The sequence below is a fragment of the Cerasicoccus maritimus genome (assembly GCA_031296935.1).
Classification (GTDB): domain Bacteria; phylum Verrucomicrobiota; class Verrucomicrobiia; order Opitutales; family Cerasicoccaceae; genus Cerasicoccus; species Cerasicoccus maritimus.
Window position 1 is genome coordinate 189,116 of sequence record JAVDPD010000003.1, and the last position, 15,748, is coordinate 204,863.

General features: G+C 55.1%; 14 protein-coding genes. 13 read left to right on the top strand and 1 reads right to left on the bottom strand.

What is annotated here, in order from left to right:
* Positions 1-34: 34 nt before the first annotated feature.
* The 13 genes from RBB62_RS02615 to RBB62_RS02675 all read left to right on the top strand — a co-directional run bounded on the left by RBB62_RS02615 (position 35) and on the right by RBB62_RS02675 (position 15,021).
* Positions 35-1,249, top strand: coding sequence for a glycosyltransferase family 4 protein (locus RBB62_RS02615; protein WP_309396727.1), 1,215 nt, complete (start codon positions 35-37; stop codon positions 1,247-1,249).
* Positions 1,246-3,672, top strand: coding sequence for a DUF4838 domain-containing protein (locus tag RBB62_RS02620; protein ID WP_309396729.1), 2,427 nt, complete (start codon positions 1,246-1,248; stop codon positions 3,670-3,672). The genes RBB62_RS02615 and RBB62_RS02620 overlap by 4 nt, the downstream gene beginning before the upstream one ends.
* Positions 3,673-3,809: 137 nt before the next feature.
* Positions 3,810-4,187 (top strand): transposase, encoded by a 378-nt coding sequence (locus RBB62_RS02625; RefSeq protein ID WP_309396730.1) that lies wholly within the window; start codon positions 3,810-3,812, stop codon positions 4,185-4,187.
* A 226-nt stretch (positions 4,188-4,413) separates the two neighbouring features.
* Positions 4,414-4,551 (top strand): hypothetical protein, encoded by a 138-nt coding sequence (locus RBB62_RS02630; RefSeq protein ID WP_309396731.1) that lies wholly within the window; start codon positions 4,414-4,416, stop codon positions 4,549-4,551.
* A gap of 87 nt (positions 4,552-4,638) precedes the next feature.
* Positions 4,639-6,579 carry a hypothetical protein gene (locus RBB62_RS02635; protein ID WP_309396732.1) on the top strand — a complete coding sequence of 647 codons (1,941 nt, stop codon included), beginning with the start codon at positions 4,639-4,641 and terminating at the stop codon, positions 6,577-6,579.
* A gap of 53 nt (positions 6,580-6,632) precedes the next feature.
* On the top strand, positions 6,633-7,937 hold the full coding sequence (locus RBB62_RS02640) for a nucleotide sugar dehydrogenase (protein WP_309396734.1): 1,305 nt from the start codon (positions 6,633-6,635) through the stop codon (positions 7,935-7,937).
* A gap of 25 nt (positions 7,938-7,962) precedes the next feature.
* Complete coding sequence (locus tag RBB62_RS02645) at positions 7,963-8,556, top strand: sugar transferase (RefSeq protein ID WP_309396736.1); 594 nt, start codon at positions 7,963-7,965, stop codon at positions 8,554-8,556.
* Positions 8,553-8,987 (top strand): VOC family protein, encoded by a 435-nt coding sequence (locus RBB62_RS02650; protein WP_309396738.1) that lies wholly within the window; start codon positions 8,553-8,555, stop codon positions 8,985-8,987. The genes RBB62_RS02645 and RBB62_RS02650 overlap by 4 nt, the downstream gene beginning before the upstream one ends.
* A gap of 30 nt (positions 8,988-9,017) precedes the next feature.
* A complete protein-coding gene (locus RBB62_RS02655; RefSeq protein WP_309396740.1) occupies positions 9,018-9,677 on the top strand; it encodes an acetyltransferase in 660 nt (219 codons plus the stop codon).
* A 45-nt stretch (positions 9,678-9,722) separates the two neighbouring features.
* Positions 9,723-9,953, top strand: a complete 231-nt coding sequence (locus RBB62_RS02660; protein WP_309396742.1) for an acyl carrier protein — start codon at positions 9,723-9,725, stop codon at positions 9,951-9,953.
* Between the two features lie 41 nt (positions 9,954-9,994).
* Positions 9,995-11,371, top strand: coding sequence for a class I adenylate-forming enzyme family protein (locus tag RBB62_RS02665; protein WP_309396744.1), 1,377 nt, complete (start codon positions 9,995-9,997; stop codon positions 11,369-11,371).
* Between the two features lie 39 nt (positions 11,372-11,410).
* The gene (locus tag RBB62_RS02670; protein ID WP_309396746.1) at positions 11,411-12,535 is read left to right on the top strand and encodes an iron-containing alcohol dehydrogenase; all 1,125 of its coding nucleotides are present in this window, start codon (positions 11,411-11,413) and stop codon (positions 12,533-12,535) included.
* 8 nt (positions 12,536-12,543) lie between these two features.
* Positions 12,544-15,021 carry a LuxE/PaaK family acyltransferase gene (locus tag RBB62_RS02675; RefSeq protein ID WP_309396747.1) on the top strand — a complete coding sequence of 826 codons (2,478 nt, stop codon included), beginning with the start codon at positions 12,544-12,546 and terminating at the stop codon, positions 15,019-15,021.
* Here RBB62_RS02675 and RBB62_RS02680 read toward each other — a convergent pair.
* Positions 15,018-15,725 (bottom strand): exosortase-associated EpsI family protein, encoded by a 708-nt coding sequence (locus RBB62_RS02680; RefSeq protein ID WP_309396749.1) that lies wholly within the window; start codon positions 15,723-15,725, stop codon positions 15,018-15,020. The genes RBB62_RS02675 and RBB62_RS02680 overlap by 4 nt on opposite strands.
* Positions 15,726-15,748: the final 23 nt, after the last annotated feature.

The following is a 15,748-nucleotide window of genomic DNA, read 5'->3' on the forward strand; positions in this document are numbered from 1 at the left end:
CTGTTTAAAGGTATCTCCCCTCTGATTTATTAACATGCCGAAACGACTCTTACTCATTTCTCAGGTTTATGTGCCCGATCCGGCAGCGGTGGGGCAATACATGGCGGATGCGGCCGAAGAGATGGCGGCGCGTGGCTGGGAAGTTGTCGTACTAACAGCTGATCGCGGTTACGATAACCCGGAGGAGCAATTTCCGAAGCGGGAAGTTCGTAATGGAGTACAGATACGCCGACTGCCGTTTTCATCATTGGGGAAGGGAAGCATCAAGCAGCGTTTAGCCGGGCAATTGCTCTTTTGCTTCCAGGCATTTTTGCATGGGTTGTTTATGCGTAAGCCTAATGCGGTGCTGGTGACGACGTCTCCACCAATGGGTAGCGGGGTGGCCGTAGCCTTGCGTTTACTGCGCCGCATCAAGGTGAAGTTTTGGGTGATGGACATTAATCCGGACCAAGTGGTGGTGCAAAATATTCTGCCCGAAAGCCATCCCATGGTGAAAGTGTTCGATTGGTTGAACCGGCGTGCTTTGGCTGCCTCAGCGGATGTGATTTCCCTTGACCGTTTTATGCAGGCGACGATGCAGCGGAAGTGGCCTGACGCATCGTGCGTGCATCATGAGATACCACCTTGGCCGATGGAAACTTACCTGGAGCGCGTTGAACATGCGGAGAATCCGTTCCGCAAGGCGCATGGCTTGGAGGGCAAATTTGTGGTCATGTATAGCGGCAACCATTCGGTGGTGCATCCGCTGGGGACGGTGATTCAAGCGGCGCTGCGTATGCAGGATTGTCCGCAGGTCGTGTTCGTTTTTATCGGCGGCGGTCTGGGGAAGCAAGACGTCGAGGCGGCCATTGCCGAGCATCAGCCAAACAACATCTTAGCGCTTCCGTATCAGCCTCTCGATCAAATCAAGTATTCGCTGTCGGCGGCGGATTTGCACTTGGTGAGCATGGGCGAGAAGATGGTCGGCGTGGTGCATCCGTGTAAGTTTTACAACGCCCTTTCGCTGGCTAAACCGATTCTATTGCTTGGGCCGCAGGAGTGCCACGTGGGAGATGTTTTGAAGGAACACGATTGCGGTTGGCGGGTTGATCATGACGACGTCGATACCGCCGAAACTTTATTCCGTCAACTGGCGGAGATGGATCCGGCAGCAGTGGAAGCCAAGGGGCGTATCGGTCGCCAAGCGGTGGAGTCGGGCTTGAGCAAAGCGGCGCTGATGCAGCGCTTCGTGGAGGCTATCGAACGATGAAGTATCTGTGGCTGCTTTGGGTTGCTGTTTTATGCGTTAGCTTGCTCCAGGCGGCGCCGCGTCGGACGCCGCTGATTGAATCGGTGGTGGTTTGGGCTGATGATTCGATCATCGGCCCAATTTATTATCCAGCCAATGTGGCGGCTGACTCGCCGGCTCGCCAAGTGGCGGAAGACTTGGGGCGCATCTTGAGCATTGCCTCGGGGCAGGAATGGCCGGTGCTGCCGGAGCCCAGTGGCGAGGTTGTTGCCGATGGCATATTCATTGGCGATACGGTTCGTGCTCGGGTGGACCGCATTCATGGTTCATGGGATGGGCGACCCGTGACGGGTGATAGTCAACGTGAGTTGTTGGCGAGTTGCTCGTGGGAGCGGACATCGATTCTGGCGCACCCGCGACGCTTGGTGATCAATGGCAGCACACCGCTGGCGACCCGCAGCGGGGTGTATCGGTTTTTGCAAGAATCGCTGGGCTGTGCCTGGGTTTTTCCCGGCGAGCTGGGTGAGCGCATTCCGCGCCAGTCGCGTTTTACGCTGCGGGCAGGTTGGCGTGATTTGCGTCCGGATTTTTATGATCGCAAGTTTTTGCTAGGCGGCGCGTTGAATCCTGAGAATGAGAATGGGCTTTGGGCTTTACGGAATGGTGCCAGCAGCCACTTTCAATTTAACCACAATCTGCACCGCATTTTCTCGCGTGCAATCATGTCGGAGAATCCAGATTGGCTGGCCTGGCGGTTTGGACGGTATGTTCCGTTGAGTGATGTTAGGGGTAATGGTTCTCAGCCAGATTTATTGAACGACAAAGTGATTGAAAGTGCTGCTGAATATGTAGGTGATCGGCAAGAAGGCGACGCAGATTTATTGACGGTTTCGGTCGCGACTAATGATTCGATTCGGTATGATGATTCCGAGAGAACGCGTGAGTTCTTGCAGCCATTTCGTTACTTTCGTCGAAAACCAAATTATTCCGACCTGGTCTTTGGTTTTACTAATCAGGTCGCGGAGGCAGCGGCAGATGCGGTACATCCAGTGGTAGTGACTCAGCTTGCTTACATGTGGACGGAGCTGCCGCCGAGCTTCCCGCTTGCGGGCAATGTGATGCCCTACATTTGCACGGATCAGAGCCAGTGGTATGATACCCGGTATCGCCGCGAAGATGAAGCCTTGATCGAGGCATGGTCCGAGGCTGGTCCTGAGATGCTGGGCGCTTGGGAATATTACCAGGGGCAGCCGTATTTGATCCCGCGTTATTTCCCGACGATTGAAGCGGAGAGTTTGGAGTTTCTGTGGAGGCATGGAGCTCGTGGCGTGTTTTTCTCGGGGCATCCTGTTTGGGGCTTTGATGCGCCAAAGTATTGGCTGGCCGGGCAATTGGCGTGGGATGTCGACCAAGATCATGAGGAACTGCTTGAGCGCTATTTTGATATCGCCTACGGACCCGCAGGGCCGGCGATGTCCCGTTTTTTTGCGGAAGCCGAAGAAGCTTGGATGACGCAGCCTGGTGATGGCTTTTGGCTGAAATATTGGAATAACCCGGATCAGTTTGCGTTGTATCCCGAGGAACGCCGCCAAGAGATGGGCCTTTGCTTGGCGCAAGCGATCAAGGCAGCGGAAAGCATTGAAGATGTCGATCATAAGGCAAAGGTGATGGGGCTTATTGGGCAGACTGAAAAGGCCTGGCTGGTGACTGTTGCCGGAGCAGAATTGTATGATGCATGGTTGGCGCTGGTGAGTGAGGGGGATGGAGAGAAGCCGCCGCAAGCGCAAATTGATCGGTTCCACGATTGCCGTGCGACTTGGTTGGCGGTCGATCGAACGTTGCTGCCCAGGAGTCCCGAAATGATCAAGCTGATGGATGGTCTTGATCCGTTGGCCAGGTGGAGTGCGAGCTGGAAGACTGTCAGTTCGGAAGATTTCACTGAGTCGATTTTTGATGGCGATGTTCTGGGTGCTGGTCCGGAATCGGTTGGTCCTGAGAAGTTTCGACGGGGATGGGTGACCACGATGTCTCCCTCAGAGGAAATGTCAGTGCGGCGTTTGCTGGAGCCATCTGAGCGTTTGCGTGTTGAAGGTTCGGATTTTGGCAGTATCTACCGTTGGTTGGATCTTGCGGCGGGAGTTTCTGGCGAGATGAAGGTCGAGGCGACGCTGCGCGGTGTGGTCAGCCTGGGCTGTATTGTGGAGGTCGTTCTGTATTTTATGACGGCCGATGGGAAAACAACCGAGCCAATCTATCGTGATCGCATATACCCTGGCGCATTCCCTGATTGGATAACATTGGCAACGGCATGTCGCATTCCTGAAGGCGCCCGCCGCGTGTCAGTGGGCATGCGTGTCTGCGCACAGCAAGGTGGCGATTGGCTGGAGGTTCAGTCGATTGATCTCCAATATCGTAAAGAGGCACCAACTATTGAGAAGCTGTAGCGATCATCTGGAACGTCCAATGGAGGGCAACGCTTCGTCGTTGCCGCGGTTTGCTGGCGCGTATGAATTTGCTCTGGATTGGCCTTCGCCAGCAGGGTGCGGCAACGACGAAGCGTTGCCCTCCAAGTTTTTGATGTATGGCAGTTCCTGAGCGGAAACATCCGGCAAGACAGCCGGTTTTTGATATCGGTAGTCGGGCTAATATCCTTTTTGTCACCGTATGTACGGAAGGTCGTAAACCCATTTTGGCCAATAACGACATTCATCGACTATTGGTTCAATGTTGGTTAAAGGCAGACCATTGGCTGGTGGGGAGATACATGATCATGCCTGATCATATTCATTTCTTTTGCTCGCCGGCCCGTCTGGATCATGTGCGCGTTAAGCGTTGGGTTCAGTATTGGAAATCATTGGCGTCTTTGGAATGGCCGAGTCCTGCTCAGCAGCCGATTTGGCAGCTCGATGCCTGGGATCGACAACTGAGAAGTGGTGAGAGCTATTCTGAGAAGTGGTAATATGTGCGCAATAACCCAGTGCGCGCTGGTCTGGTCAACGATCCTGATGATTGGCCCTATCAAGGAGAATTGAACGTCCTGCATTGGCATGATTGAGAACGTTTTCTGGAGGTGCGTACCGTGGAGGGCAACGCTTCGTCGTTGACGCAGTTGGGTGGCGCGTATGTATTTGTGCTGCGTCCAATGGAGGGCAACGCTTCGTCGTTGCCGCGGTTTGCTGGTGTGTATGAATTTGCTCTGGATTGGCCTTCTCCAGCAGGATGCGGCAACGACGAAGCGTTGCCCTCCAGCAGCGAACGACATGGGTTATTTTCCCAACCGGAATTGCAATGGCGGCATCTTGCCCTACGAGTATTCATTCTGACCGAGAACTCTTTCGGCTTGCCCCTTGCACGCCTACTAAAGTAGGGAGTTTAGCTTACCGTCATGCCTATTCTCCCCAACTGTTCTAATGAATGACCTGACTAAATACTTTGCTGTATTTGGCATTGCTTTCGTTGTATCCCTGATTCTCACGCGAATGATGATCTGGCTGGGGCCCAAACTGGGGATGATCGACCTGCCTGATGAGCGGCGAATTCACACGAAGCCAATTCCACGTGCGGGCGGATTGGCGGTTTTTGTGGCGTTTAATTTCACTTTAGTTTGTCTATTTGCCTATATTTGGCCTATGGCTTACGAGAAGGCCAATTGGTTTAATGGGCGCTTGGACATGGATTGGTGGCAGAGCTTCCTTTTGGCGTCTGGCGTCCTTTGCGCCGTTGGGGTCTGGGACGACATCAAGGGTGTGCGTCCCTTGACTAAGCTTGGCGGCCAAGTCGTTGCGAGTGTCATATTATTTGTTCTCTCAGACCGCGGATTCGATTCGATCTTAGGGATTAATCTGCCTTGGTTCTTGGACCTCGCACTGACGATTATCTGGTGCGTCGCGCTCATCAACGCCTTCAACCTGATTGACGGTCTTGACGGCCTCTGTAGTGGGCTGGCGGTGATCTCTTGTTTGGGGATTGGCGCTGCGTTTTTGCTTCGGGAAGAAACGGCGGATTCGCTGATCGCGCTTGCGCTTATCGGCTCCGTATTAGGCTTTTTGCGTTATAATTTTCACCCTGCAAAAATCTTTCTTGGGGACACGGGTTCGATGTTCCTTGGGTTTACTTTAGCGGCCTTGGCGCTGGAAAGCGCTGGCAAGTCCACAGTGCTGGTCAGCATCGGAGTTCCTTTCTTGGCGGCGGGCGTTCCGATTATGGACACGGTGTTAGCGGTCTGGCGTCGTTCAGCGCGTCGTTTATCGGCGAAAATGGCAGGTGAGGTCGATGGCCCCAAAATCATGGGCGCGGACAAAGATCACTTGCATCACCGATTGCTGGAAGCAGGGTTTTCTCAGAGGAAAGTGGCGCTCCTGATGTATGTGGGTAATTTCCTGCTCGTGACGATTGGCCTCTTCACGATTTTCATCAATAAGGCAATGGTTGGGCTCTTCCTCATTGTTTTCATTGCCGGGGTTTACGTGGTGGTGCGTCATGTAGTGCATGTAGAGATCTGGGATACCGGGCGCCTGTTAGTTCAAGGCATTAAGCGACCGGGACGCGCACTCTATGGAATGGTTTTCTATCCGGTATGGGATTTGTTTTGGCTATCAGTGAGCTTGGTTGCTGCCATGCTGCTGGAAATCCCTCAGATGCAACAGTTGGGCATGGGAGATTGGGCGCGTTTACTGCCGGTTTGGATTTCTCCGGTGTTCCTGTTGTTAGTGCTGGGCAATACCTATTCGCGCGTTTGGTCGCGTGGTAATTTCCGCGATTATCTGCTGTTGTTTTTCTCTCTCAACATTGGCATCTTGCTGACTTTCTCGTTCCTCTCAGCAGCTGAGGCGGATATTCAGTTAGCGAATATTCGGATTTGCGCGGTCTTCTCCTACATTTCCATGTTTGGCATCTTTGCGCCCCGCGTGATCATGCAGACTATACGTGAATGGATGCTGGTGACGGCATTGGAAGAGCGTGCCAGTAACCGATATGTTGTTCGGCATATCTTGCTGTATGGCGCGGGTAATCGAGGCTCCCTCTACTTGCGTGAGCTCCGGTTGATTCACCCTGATGAGATGGCGACGCGCAAAATTATTGGTTTCGTTGATGATGACCTGAATTTGCGCCGCCGCTACGTGCACGGAGTCCGGGTTTTAGGTCCCTTGGATGAGCTGGAGTCTATTTTGGAGGAAAATGACATCGATGAAATCGTGATCACTGCCGAGCTGCGTGATGATCATCACGACCAACTCAAGGAGATTGCCGCCCGCAAAGGACTACACTTGAGCGCATGGAGCACGAATTTTGAAGACATGCTGCATGACACGGAGGACAAGGTGAAGGATGTTCCTAAGACCGTGCGGTGACTTCGGTGTTGTTGGAATGCTGCAAGCTGCTATTGCTATACTTTTCAAAAATTATGTTTCGCTCACTTGAAGATGCCCGAATTGCCGTTGTAGGCCTTGGTTATGTTGGATTGCCGCTGGCTCTGTGCTTAGCGCGTAAGTTTAAGGTGGTCGGTTTTGATATCAGCGAAACACGAGTTGATCAGTTGAAGTCCGGCTATGACCTGACTGGCGAAGCCGAGCCCGAAGCCTTGCAGGCGTCTTCCGTCGAGTTCACGTGTAGCCATGACGATTTGCTCCAGGTCGATGTGTTTATTGTGACGGTGCCAACGCCGATTGATGCTCACCGTCGCCCTGACCTCAAGGCAGTTTGTGCGGCCAGTAAAATGGTCGGCAAGCACATGAAAGAGGGGGCAATCGTTGTCTATGAGTCCACCGTTTATCCGGGACTCACTGAAGAGATTTGCGTGCCGATTTTGGAAGAAGAGAGCGGCTACAAATGGAAGTCGGGCTTTTTCGTTGGTTATTCTCCTGAGCGCATTAACCCGGGTGACCGAGAGCACACGGTCGATAAAATTACCAAGGTTGTCGCAGGTGATACCGCCGAAAGTTTGGACTATTTGGCGAACCTTTACGGCGCGGTTATCGAAGCCGGAGTGTATCGTGCTGAAAGCATCAAAGTGGCTGAAGCTGCCAAGGTCATCGAAAACACTCAGCGCGACTTGAACATCGCCTTGATGAATGAGCTCGCGGTGCTCTTTGACCGTCTGGAGATCAATACGGACGCAGTGTTACGGGCGGCTGGCACGAAGTGGAATTTCTTGCCGTTCCAGCCGGGCTTGGTTGGCGGACATTGCATTGGCGTTGACCCGTATTACCTGACTCACAAGGCGCAGGAGGTCGGGCATCACCCGGACTTGATTTTGGCCGGCCGCCGCATCAATGACAGGATGGGGCCATACATCGGTCAGCAGGTAATTCACGGCTTAATCCGTGCGGGTAGCATGGTCAAGGGGGCGAAGGTTTTGATCCTCGGCTGGACATTCAAGGAAAATGTGCCGGATATCCGCAACACGCGCATCGTCGATGTCTATCAACACTTGCGGAAGTTTGGCGTAGAGCCGGTCATTTGCGACCCAATGGCGGACCCCGAAGAAGTGCAAGCGGAGCACGGCGTCGAAGTCGTGAAGGAGCCGCCTGCGGATGTGCTGTTTGAAGGCGTGCTGGCGGCGGTGCGCCATCGTGAGTTCTGCGAAAAGCTGACTCTGGCGAAGCTACGCGCGCTGTGCTCTGGCGATAAGCCATGCTTGGTGGATGTGAGAGGTGTCTTTGAACGACAGGCCTCGATCGATGCCGGTTTTGATTACTGGAGACTTTAATTCGTCCACCACGCGATCCGTTACTATGAAGCGCATATTTGATTTTCTCTTAGCGCTTCTTTTGCTGCTCGCTCTGCTGCCAGTCTTGGTGGTTTTGGCAGTGATGGTTCGCCTCAAGTTGGGGAGTCCCGTCTTCTTTCGGCAAGCGCGTCCGGGGCTACGTGGCCAGGTGTTTGGGCTGATCAAATTTCGCACGATGACTGATGCCCGTGATGGCCAAGGTGAGCTGCTGCCGGATGCTGAGCGTATGACTCCGTTTGGGCGCTGGCTGCGCGGCACGAGTCTGGATGAACTCCCGGAGTTGTTGAATATCCTACGGGGAGAAATGAGTTTTGTCGGACCACGTCCGCTCTTGGTTCGTTATCTGGAGCGTTATTCGCCGGAGCAAGCGCGTCGCCATGAGGTTCGCCCGGGTATCACCGGTTGGGCGCAAATCAATGGTCGCAACGCCATCTCTTGGGAGGAGAAATTTCGTTTGGATGTCTGGTACGTGGATCACCAAAGCTTCTGGCTCGATATTAAAATCATGCTCATGACTTTCGTGAAAGTTATCCGTCGAGAAGGCATCTCGCCGGAGGGTGAGGCGACAATGCCAGAATTTATGGGAGAAGCAAAATGAGCGACGTGCAACGCATGCGGTTCCATCACATTGGCTACTTGGTGGCAGATTTGGCAATTGCGCAGCAGCATTGGAAAAACGCATTGGGCTACGAACTTTGCGGTGAGGTGATTCACGATGCGGGCCAACAGGCGCGTGTATGCTTGTTGCGAAATGAAGGTGAGTTCCACTGGGTTGAGCTCATTTCGCCCGATTCGGATGCGAGCCATTTACATCGTGCTTTGCAACGCAAAGTTTCGTTGCATCATGTGGCTTACGAGGTGGCAAACATTAATGCGGCTGCTGCTCAATTACGTCAGTCCGGCTGTATCCCCTTGGGAAAAGCGGTTATTGGTGCCGCATTCGGGCGCCCTATAATGTGGTTTCACGACCCGATGAGCGGACTAGTCGAGTTGGTGGCTGCCGGTGAGGGTCCTTATCAATTGAGTTGAACGCCAGCTCCGCACTCATTTAATTAAATCATGCCTACACCCTTACTCATCGTTGGCGCTGGCGGTTTCTGTCTGGAAGCCATCTGGCTCGCCAAGGCAATGAATGACGCGGACATGGCTAATTGGGAACTCGTTGGCTTGGCGGACGAGCAAGTCGCGTCGGGTGAATCAATGGGCGGTTTGAAGGTCTTGGGCGCGCCAACTGAAGTTGCGGCGACGCTGCCTGATGGCACCTATTTTCATGTGGCAATTGGCAACAACGAGGTTCGCCTACGTTTGGCGGAGTCACTCATTGCTCAAGGGCTTACGCCAGCGACTTTGGTCAGCCCGAAAGCAGAGGTCGCCAGCAACGCCCAGGTCGGCGCGGGTTGTTTCATCGGTCACTTTGCCTCGGTTGCGCCGGAAGCGGTGATCGAAGACCAGGCGCTGATCAATGTCCACGCAGTGGTTGGCCATGAGGCGCAGATTGGCGCTGGCGCGCAGCTATGTCCGGGGGCGGTTGTCACCGGTCGCTGCCGGGTAGGCAAGGGCGCGTTCCTCGGAAGCAATGCGGTGTTACAGCCCTGTATTAGCATTGGTGACTGGGCGCGCGTATCCGCGAATACGTTTGCCGCGGGCGACGTCGAGCCAGGCGTGACGCTGGCCACGATGCCGGGGCGTCCAGTGTTTGCACGCAAGCGGCAACGCTAGCAGCGCTTGACTTATCGCAGGCAAGCCGACAATTCCTAGAAGCAAATGGAAGACAAACTTCGCGACCTGATCATTGCCCAATTGAAGATAGAGCCGGGCCAGTATTCCGATGAGCTCGGCGCGGGCGACCTGCCCGAGTGGGATTCGCTGGCGCACATGAATTTGATCATGGCGGTGGAGCGGGAATTTAAAATTACGTTCGATGTCGCTGATGCGGTCGACCTCGAAACGGTCGGCGATTTTCAGGATGCCTTGCGCCGCTATCAGGCATCGTAAACGCAGCAATCTGCTGGAGATAAACACCAGCGCATACGGCCATGCAACAACTAGCTGACATCCTTGCCCAAGGGCAAAGCCAGTGGCCGAATAAAGTCGCCGTAGCGGATGCGTCGCGTTCGCTAACTTATGGCGAACTAGCCTTGGGCGCACAGTGCATCGCGGGTTGGTTGATTGCCCAAGGAGTTGCGCCAGGCGATCGAGTCGCGATTCGCCTGCCCAACAGCGTCCGTTTCGTGGAAACATTTTTCGGTGTTCAATGGGCGGGCGCGGTGACTACGCCATTGGACCCCGCAATGCCGGAGGCGCAATTTCGCGCCATCGTTAAACGGGCCGAGCCGAAGGTTGTGCTCGACGCGCAATCGCCGTGGGAGGACATCTTCTCTGCGGCTCCTTTGGGCGAAGCGGTGAATCGCGCGCCCGATGATCTGGCCTCGCTGATGTTCACTACTGGCACTACTGGTCAGCCGAAAGGTGTGATGTTGACTCAGGCCAATGTGCTGACGGCGCTACAGAATATCACAGAATTTGTGGGTTACACTCCGGCGGATCGCGAAGTCATCACGCTGCCGCTTTCGCACAATTTTGGGTTGGGCCATATGCTGTGTAATTTGCTATGTGGCGGTGCGGTTTACCTCGAACCGGGCATGTCGCGCGTCGGACGTGTGTTGAAGGCGATTGAGTCATTTGGCGCGACGGGTTTTCCGACGACGCCCTTGGGGGTGAGTCTACTTTTGGATCGTTATCGCGAAGTGTTTGTCGAGCGGGCACAAGGACTACGTTTCATGGTCGTGAACTCCGCGCCTTTGCCTCCTGAGCGCGCCGCCGAGCTGCAAGCGGCGTTGCCGGATCTCAATGTCTTGGTTTATTACGGGCTCACGGAAGCCTCTCGCTCCACTTATATTTCACTGACTGAAGCCGGTCCCGATCGCTACGGTTCAGTTGGTCAGCCTATGAATGCCGTGGATTTGAAAATCGCCGATACGGGGGAAGTGTTGATCGGTGGCCCGACGGTCACGCCGGGCTATTGGTGCGACGACGAACTGACTCAAGCAACCTTGCCCAATGGCGTGCTGCATACTGGCGACTTGGGGCACCTCGATGGGGATGGCTACCTCTACATCACGGGACGCGCTGACGACATCATTAACCTGGGTGGCTATAAAATTAATCCGCTGCAAGTTGAACGAGTCTTGGAGCAATTCACGGGCGTGGCTGAAGCTGCGGTGGTGGGCAAGGGCGAGGTGTGTGCGTATTATGTTGCGACCGAAGAATTGGATGCCGATGTCTTGACCAAGCATTGCCGGACGCAGTTGCAGGTATACGAAACGCCGCAGCGATATATTCGCATTGATGCCTTGCCGCGGACGGACAGCGGCAAGCTGAAACGCCAGGAACTCCGCCAGGCTGGCGATTGACCTTTTGGCGCGCGCCATTCATTTTTTGATTTTTATATCATGCTTCAACTCCGATTGCCATTGCCCCGTTTTGTCTCGGCTGGAGAACTCTTCAGCGGCAGCGGATCGCTGGGCGCCTTGCGTGCGCTTGATGCGGCGAAGGCGGCGGTGCTGGTTTCGCCTTCGGTGCTGCGACAACATGCGGACGTGATCGAGCGCTCTGTCGGCGCTGATGTGGTGAAGCTGATTTCGATGCCGCGTGGAGAGCCGAGCGTGACTTCGCTAGCGCCGGTCTTGCGCGAATTGGAAGAATTTCAACCAGACTGGATAATCGCGATTGGTGGCGGTTCGGTGATCGATGGCGCGAAGGTTGCTTGGGTTTTGTATGAACACCCGGCGGTTGATCGCGAACGCTTGCTGCTGGCCGGCGGTATTCCAACTTTGCGTGGCAAAGCTAAGTTTGCCGCTGTTCCCACGACGGCGGGCACAGGCTCCGAGGTGAGCTCGTCGGCGCTGTTGATTGATGAAGCCACTGGGCGCAAACATGCGCTCGCGTCGCCGGAGCTTTTGCCGGATGTCGCAGTGCTGGACCCTCGTTTGGTGGTCGGTAGCCCTGCGGCAGTCATTGCGCATGCGGGACTTGATGCCCTGGCGCACGCAGTTGAGAGCTACGTGTCGCGATTGGAGAATCCGTTGGCGGATTTGCTTGCGGAAAAAGCGACAGCTGAAATTTTTCAGGCATTGCCGACTTTGTTGCGCGATTCAGTAGATGAGGCGTCTTGTCTGCGGATGATGAACGCCTCGCTCTTGGCAGGTTGGGTGCAGAATCAAAAGATACCTGGAATCGGTCACGCTATTGCGCATCAGCTTGGTTCGCTGGGCATCGCCCATGGCGCAGCAACTGGTCGCTTGCTGGCGTCGGCAATGCGCTATAATTGCGGCGATGAAACGATCCGCGTCAAATATGATGCCTTGGCTGTCAGCCTGCAGTTGGCGGACGCGGATGAGCTGATTGCGGAGGTTGATGAATTAGTCAACTCGGTTGGCTGTGCTTCTTTGCCCAGTGAGCTGCACGAGACCGGGGACGATATTATTGCGGGTGCCCAGGAAGATCCTTGTGCGCGCTATAATCCTCGTGAGGTGACGGCGGATGCCGTGGCCGAGGTGTTGGAGGGCGCTCAATGATTGACGACTTGATTAAGACGTCTCCTTACAGCCTTGCTGGTGAAGCACGCCGTGCTCGCTTGCTTGAGGCAATGCACGATGCCTACCGACATCATTTTGAATCGTGTGCAGCCTATCGACGCTTTTGCGAAGGGCGGGGGCTGTCGGCAGTATCAAAGTTTGCTGCGCTTGAGGAGATCCCTTACCTGCCGGTGCAGGCTTTCAAAGACTCGGCAGATTTGCTGCGTTCGGTGCCGGACAGTGAAGTGAAAACTACATTGCAATCCTCCGCGACGAGCGGGTTGCCCAGTTCGGTGGCGGTCGATGCCATTACTGCAAAGCGTCAAGTGCGTGCGCTGGCTTCGGTGCTGGGGACGGCTCTCGGACCGAAACGACGTCCATTGCTGGTGTTTGACGCGGATCCGCGCTCAGGTAGCGGGGTGATGGGTGCCCGCAGCGCTGCGGTGCAAGGGTTCCTGAATCTTGCGCGCGAGGTTGACTACGCGATGATGCCAGAAAATGGCGTGCTTACTTTGCAACGCAAAGTATTGAACGAGCTGGCGGAGCGTTGGGCCGATTCGAATGAGCCGGTGTTGCTCTTCGGCTTTACTTTTTTAGTTTATTCAATGGTGCTGGAACCGCTCGCGAAAGAAGGCGTGAAAATCCAACTGCCGAAAGGTAGCTACCTCGCTCATTTGGGCGGATGGAAAAAGTTGGCGGATCAAGCAGTTTCAAAAGAAGCCTTTGCTCAAAGCGCGCAACAGGTGTTTGGCATCGAGCCGGAGAGCGTGGTGGATTTTTATGGGTTCACTGAACAGATGGGCGTGACCTATCCGGACGCGGCCAACGGCGACAAGATTGCGCCCGCTTTTGCCGAAGTCATTGTGCGCGATCCGCAGACGCTGGCGCCAATGCCGGATGGGCAGGTTGGCTTGCTTCAGTTTGTGACTCCGCTGCCGCATAGCTATCCAGGCATTTCGGTGCTTACGGATGACATTGGGATGGTCACCGGCCGTGATGGTTGTGGCGATTGGCAGGGCACGCAGTTCCGGGTGCTGGGGCGCGCAAAGCAGGCTGAGGTTCGAGGTTGCGGTGATATTTTGGGCGACAAGGTTGCTACTGCCCGCAAGCGCACTGAGGTTGGTCAAGGCAATCTACGTTTGCTCTTCTCACCGGATGACGCGCCAGCAGCAAGTGGGCGATGGGACGCGCCTTTGACTATGGACGCTTTGCCGGTAGTTGAGTCGGTTGCGGATTTGGCCGGTCGCTTGCGACAGGAACGCGAGCGTTTGGATGCCTACTCTGTGGATGATTTGATCAATTTGATTTCGGCGGCGGCCGAGCGTTGGGCATCGACGGATTCACCACTAGCTGTCCTGCGCCAGCAAGGACTGCTATTTCTCCACACATGGTGTCGTCCGGAGAAGCTGGCGCGCTTAGCGGACGAAAGTTTGCACGGGCGTCGCGGCGTGCTCGATGGACCATTGCCAATCGGCGGTAACCGTGTGCGCCAGCTCGGCGCGCGACATAGAGGCTTAGTCGTGCATTGGCTGGCGGGCAATGTGCCGGTGCTGGGGATGCTGACGCTGGTGCAGTCGATCTTGGCGCGTAATGCGAACTTGCTGAAGGCTGCCAGCCGATACACGCGCGTGCTGCCGATGCTATTGGAGGCGTTTCGTGACTTGGAGGTCAAGACGCCGGGTGGACGCGTGTTGCGGGGAAACGATGTTCTGGCATCGATTGCCGTGGTTTATTGCGACCGGGATGACATTGCTTCGGCACAGCAGATTTCTCAGGAAGCCGATGTGCGTTTAGCATGGGGTGGACGCGAGGCGGTGGAAGCAGTCTCAGCTTTGCCCCGCAAAGTAAACACTGAAGATATTATCTTTGGGCCGAAGCTTTCGTTCATGGTGATTGGGCAAAGCGAGCTCGGTTCCGGGCGCTCAGTAAATCGATTGGCGCGTCGCGCAGCCACGGATGTTTGCGTCTTTGAGCAAACGGGATGTGCGTCTCCGCATACGATTTTTATTGAACGCGGCGACGCTTTGTCTGCGCAGGCGTTCGCCGAAAAATTGGCGGAAGAGTTGGATAAAGCACTGGTGCGTTTCCCCGTTGTGCCAGCGGGGCCCGAAGATGCTTCGCGCATTGAGGCTCGGCGCATACGCGGTGAGCTGACCGGCAAAGTGTGGCGTTCACAAGGGACGGCATGGACCGTCATACTAGACGATGCTGGCGCGCAGTTGGCGGCTCCGTGTTATGGCCGGGTCATCACTGTTCGTGAAGTGGAGCATATCGAAGATACGTTGGCCTTAGTCGATGACAGCATTCAGACCATCGGCCTTGCATTATCGGGCGAGCAGCGTTTGGCGTTTGCTCAGCAAGCTGCGCGGATGGGCGCAGAGCGTTTCCCGGATGTTGGGCGGATGACGCTGTTCGAAGCTCCGTGGGATGGCCTGTTCCCATTGGAACGGCTTGTGAAATGGTATTCCCTTGGTGGGCCGGTTTAGGCCTGTTCCGGGGCTGCGGGTGGCGTCAGAGTTAGTTCGGCCAGCTCCTTGAGGATGTCCTGCATCAGTGGCAGGTCCCAGATTTCGTCAATGGGTTTGTTGCTGTTAATGCGGATGAAAAATTGCTCACGCTGCTGGTGGAGGCCATAGGTGAACAGAGTTTTGATGGGGTCCCAGCGGTCCCACTGTCCGGGCTTGGTTCGGTTGACGTAAAGCTGGTCGCCTAGCACATGCCAGTAGGCAACGTATTCGGTGTGATTATCTTTTTCCAGAGTGCGGCGTTCTGCGTTAAAAAGCTCTTCTCCTTCGACACTGCAGGGTACGGAAAATCCGCTTTCTTCAGGAATCAACGTCCAGCCACTACGCACCCAGCATACGTCCGGCGTGTGAGATTGCACGAGGCGGACTGGCATCATTTTAGGTTCCCAATAGGCGACGTAAACACTGATGCGGGTGCTGCCACGCTCGTAGGTGCGGTAAACTGCCTGAGAAAAATTAAGGATGCCTTCGACGGTTTCCTCCATCGCTTCAGTTTCCGCAAGGGGCCGATCTTCAATCTTCCAGCCGTCATATTCCGAGACAATCTGCTCCTTCAGATCGCCCGTCATGGTCTTGGGTGGGGAGTAGATCAAAGTCGTGTAGCCAAGCGCCAGGATGCAGCAGGTGATGATGACGACGCCGAGGATAAAAAATATTTTGCGCATAGGAACTGAACGAAAACGTGGGA

Coding starts and splice junctions, on each gene's coding strand:
- RBB62_RS02660 (WP_309396742.1), top strand. CDS start 9,723: ATGGAAGACAAACTTCGCGACCTGATCATTGCCCAATTGAAGATAGAG.
- RBB62_RS02625 (WP_309396730.1), top strand. CDS start 3,810: ATGGCAGTTCCTGAGCGGAAACATCCGGCAAGACAGCCGGTTTTTGAT.
- RBB62_RS02620 (WP_309396729.1), top strand. CDS start 1,246: ATGAAGTATCTGTGGCTGCTTTGGGTTGCTGTTTTATGCGTTAGCTTG.
- RBB62_RS02665 (WP_309396744.1), top strand. CDS start 9,995: ATGCAACAACTAGCTGACATCCTTGCCCAAGGGCAAAGCCAGTGGCCG.
- RBB62_RS02645 (WP_309396736.1), top strand. CDS start 7,963: ATGAAGCGCATATTTGATTTTCTCTTAGCGCTTCTTTTGCTGCTCGCT.
- RBB62_RS02650 (WP_309396738.1), top strand. CDS start 8,553: ATGAGCGACGTGCAACGCATGCGGTTCCATCACATTGGCTACTTGGTG.
- RBB62_RS02630 (WP_309396731.1), top strand. CDS start 4,414: ATGAATTTGCTCTGGATTGGCCTTCTCCAGCAGGATGCGGCAACGACG.
- RBB62_RS02635 (WP_309396732.1), top strand. CDS start 4,639: ATGAATGACCTGACTAAATACTTTGCTGTATTTGGCATTGCTTTCGTT.
- RBB62_RS02615 (WP_309396727.1), top strand. CDS start 35: ATGCCGAAACGACTCTTACTCATTTCTCAGGTTTATGTGCCCGATCCG.
- RBB62_RS02640 (WP_309396734.1), top strand. CDS start 6,633: ATGTTTCGCTCACTTGAAGATGCCCGAATTGCCGTTGTAGGCCTTGGT.
- RBB62_RS02655 (WP_309396740.1), top strand. CDS start 9,018: ATGCCTACACCCTTACTCATCGTTGGCGCTGGCGGTTTCTGTCTGGAA.
- RBB62_RS02680 (WP_309396749.1), bottom strand. CDS start 15,725: ATGCGCAAAATATTTTTTATCCTCGGCGTCGTCATCATCACCTGCTGC.
- RBB62_RS02670 (WP_309396746.1), top strand. CDS start 11,411: ATGCTTCAACTCCGATTGCCATTGCCCCGTTTTGTCTCGGCTGGAGAA.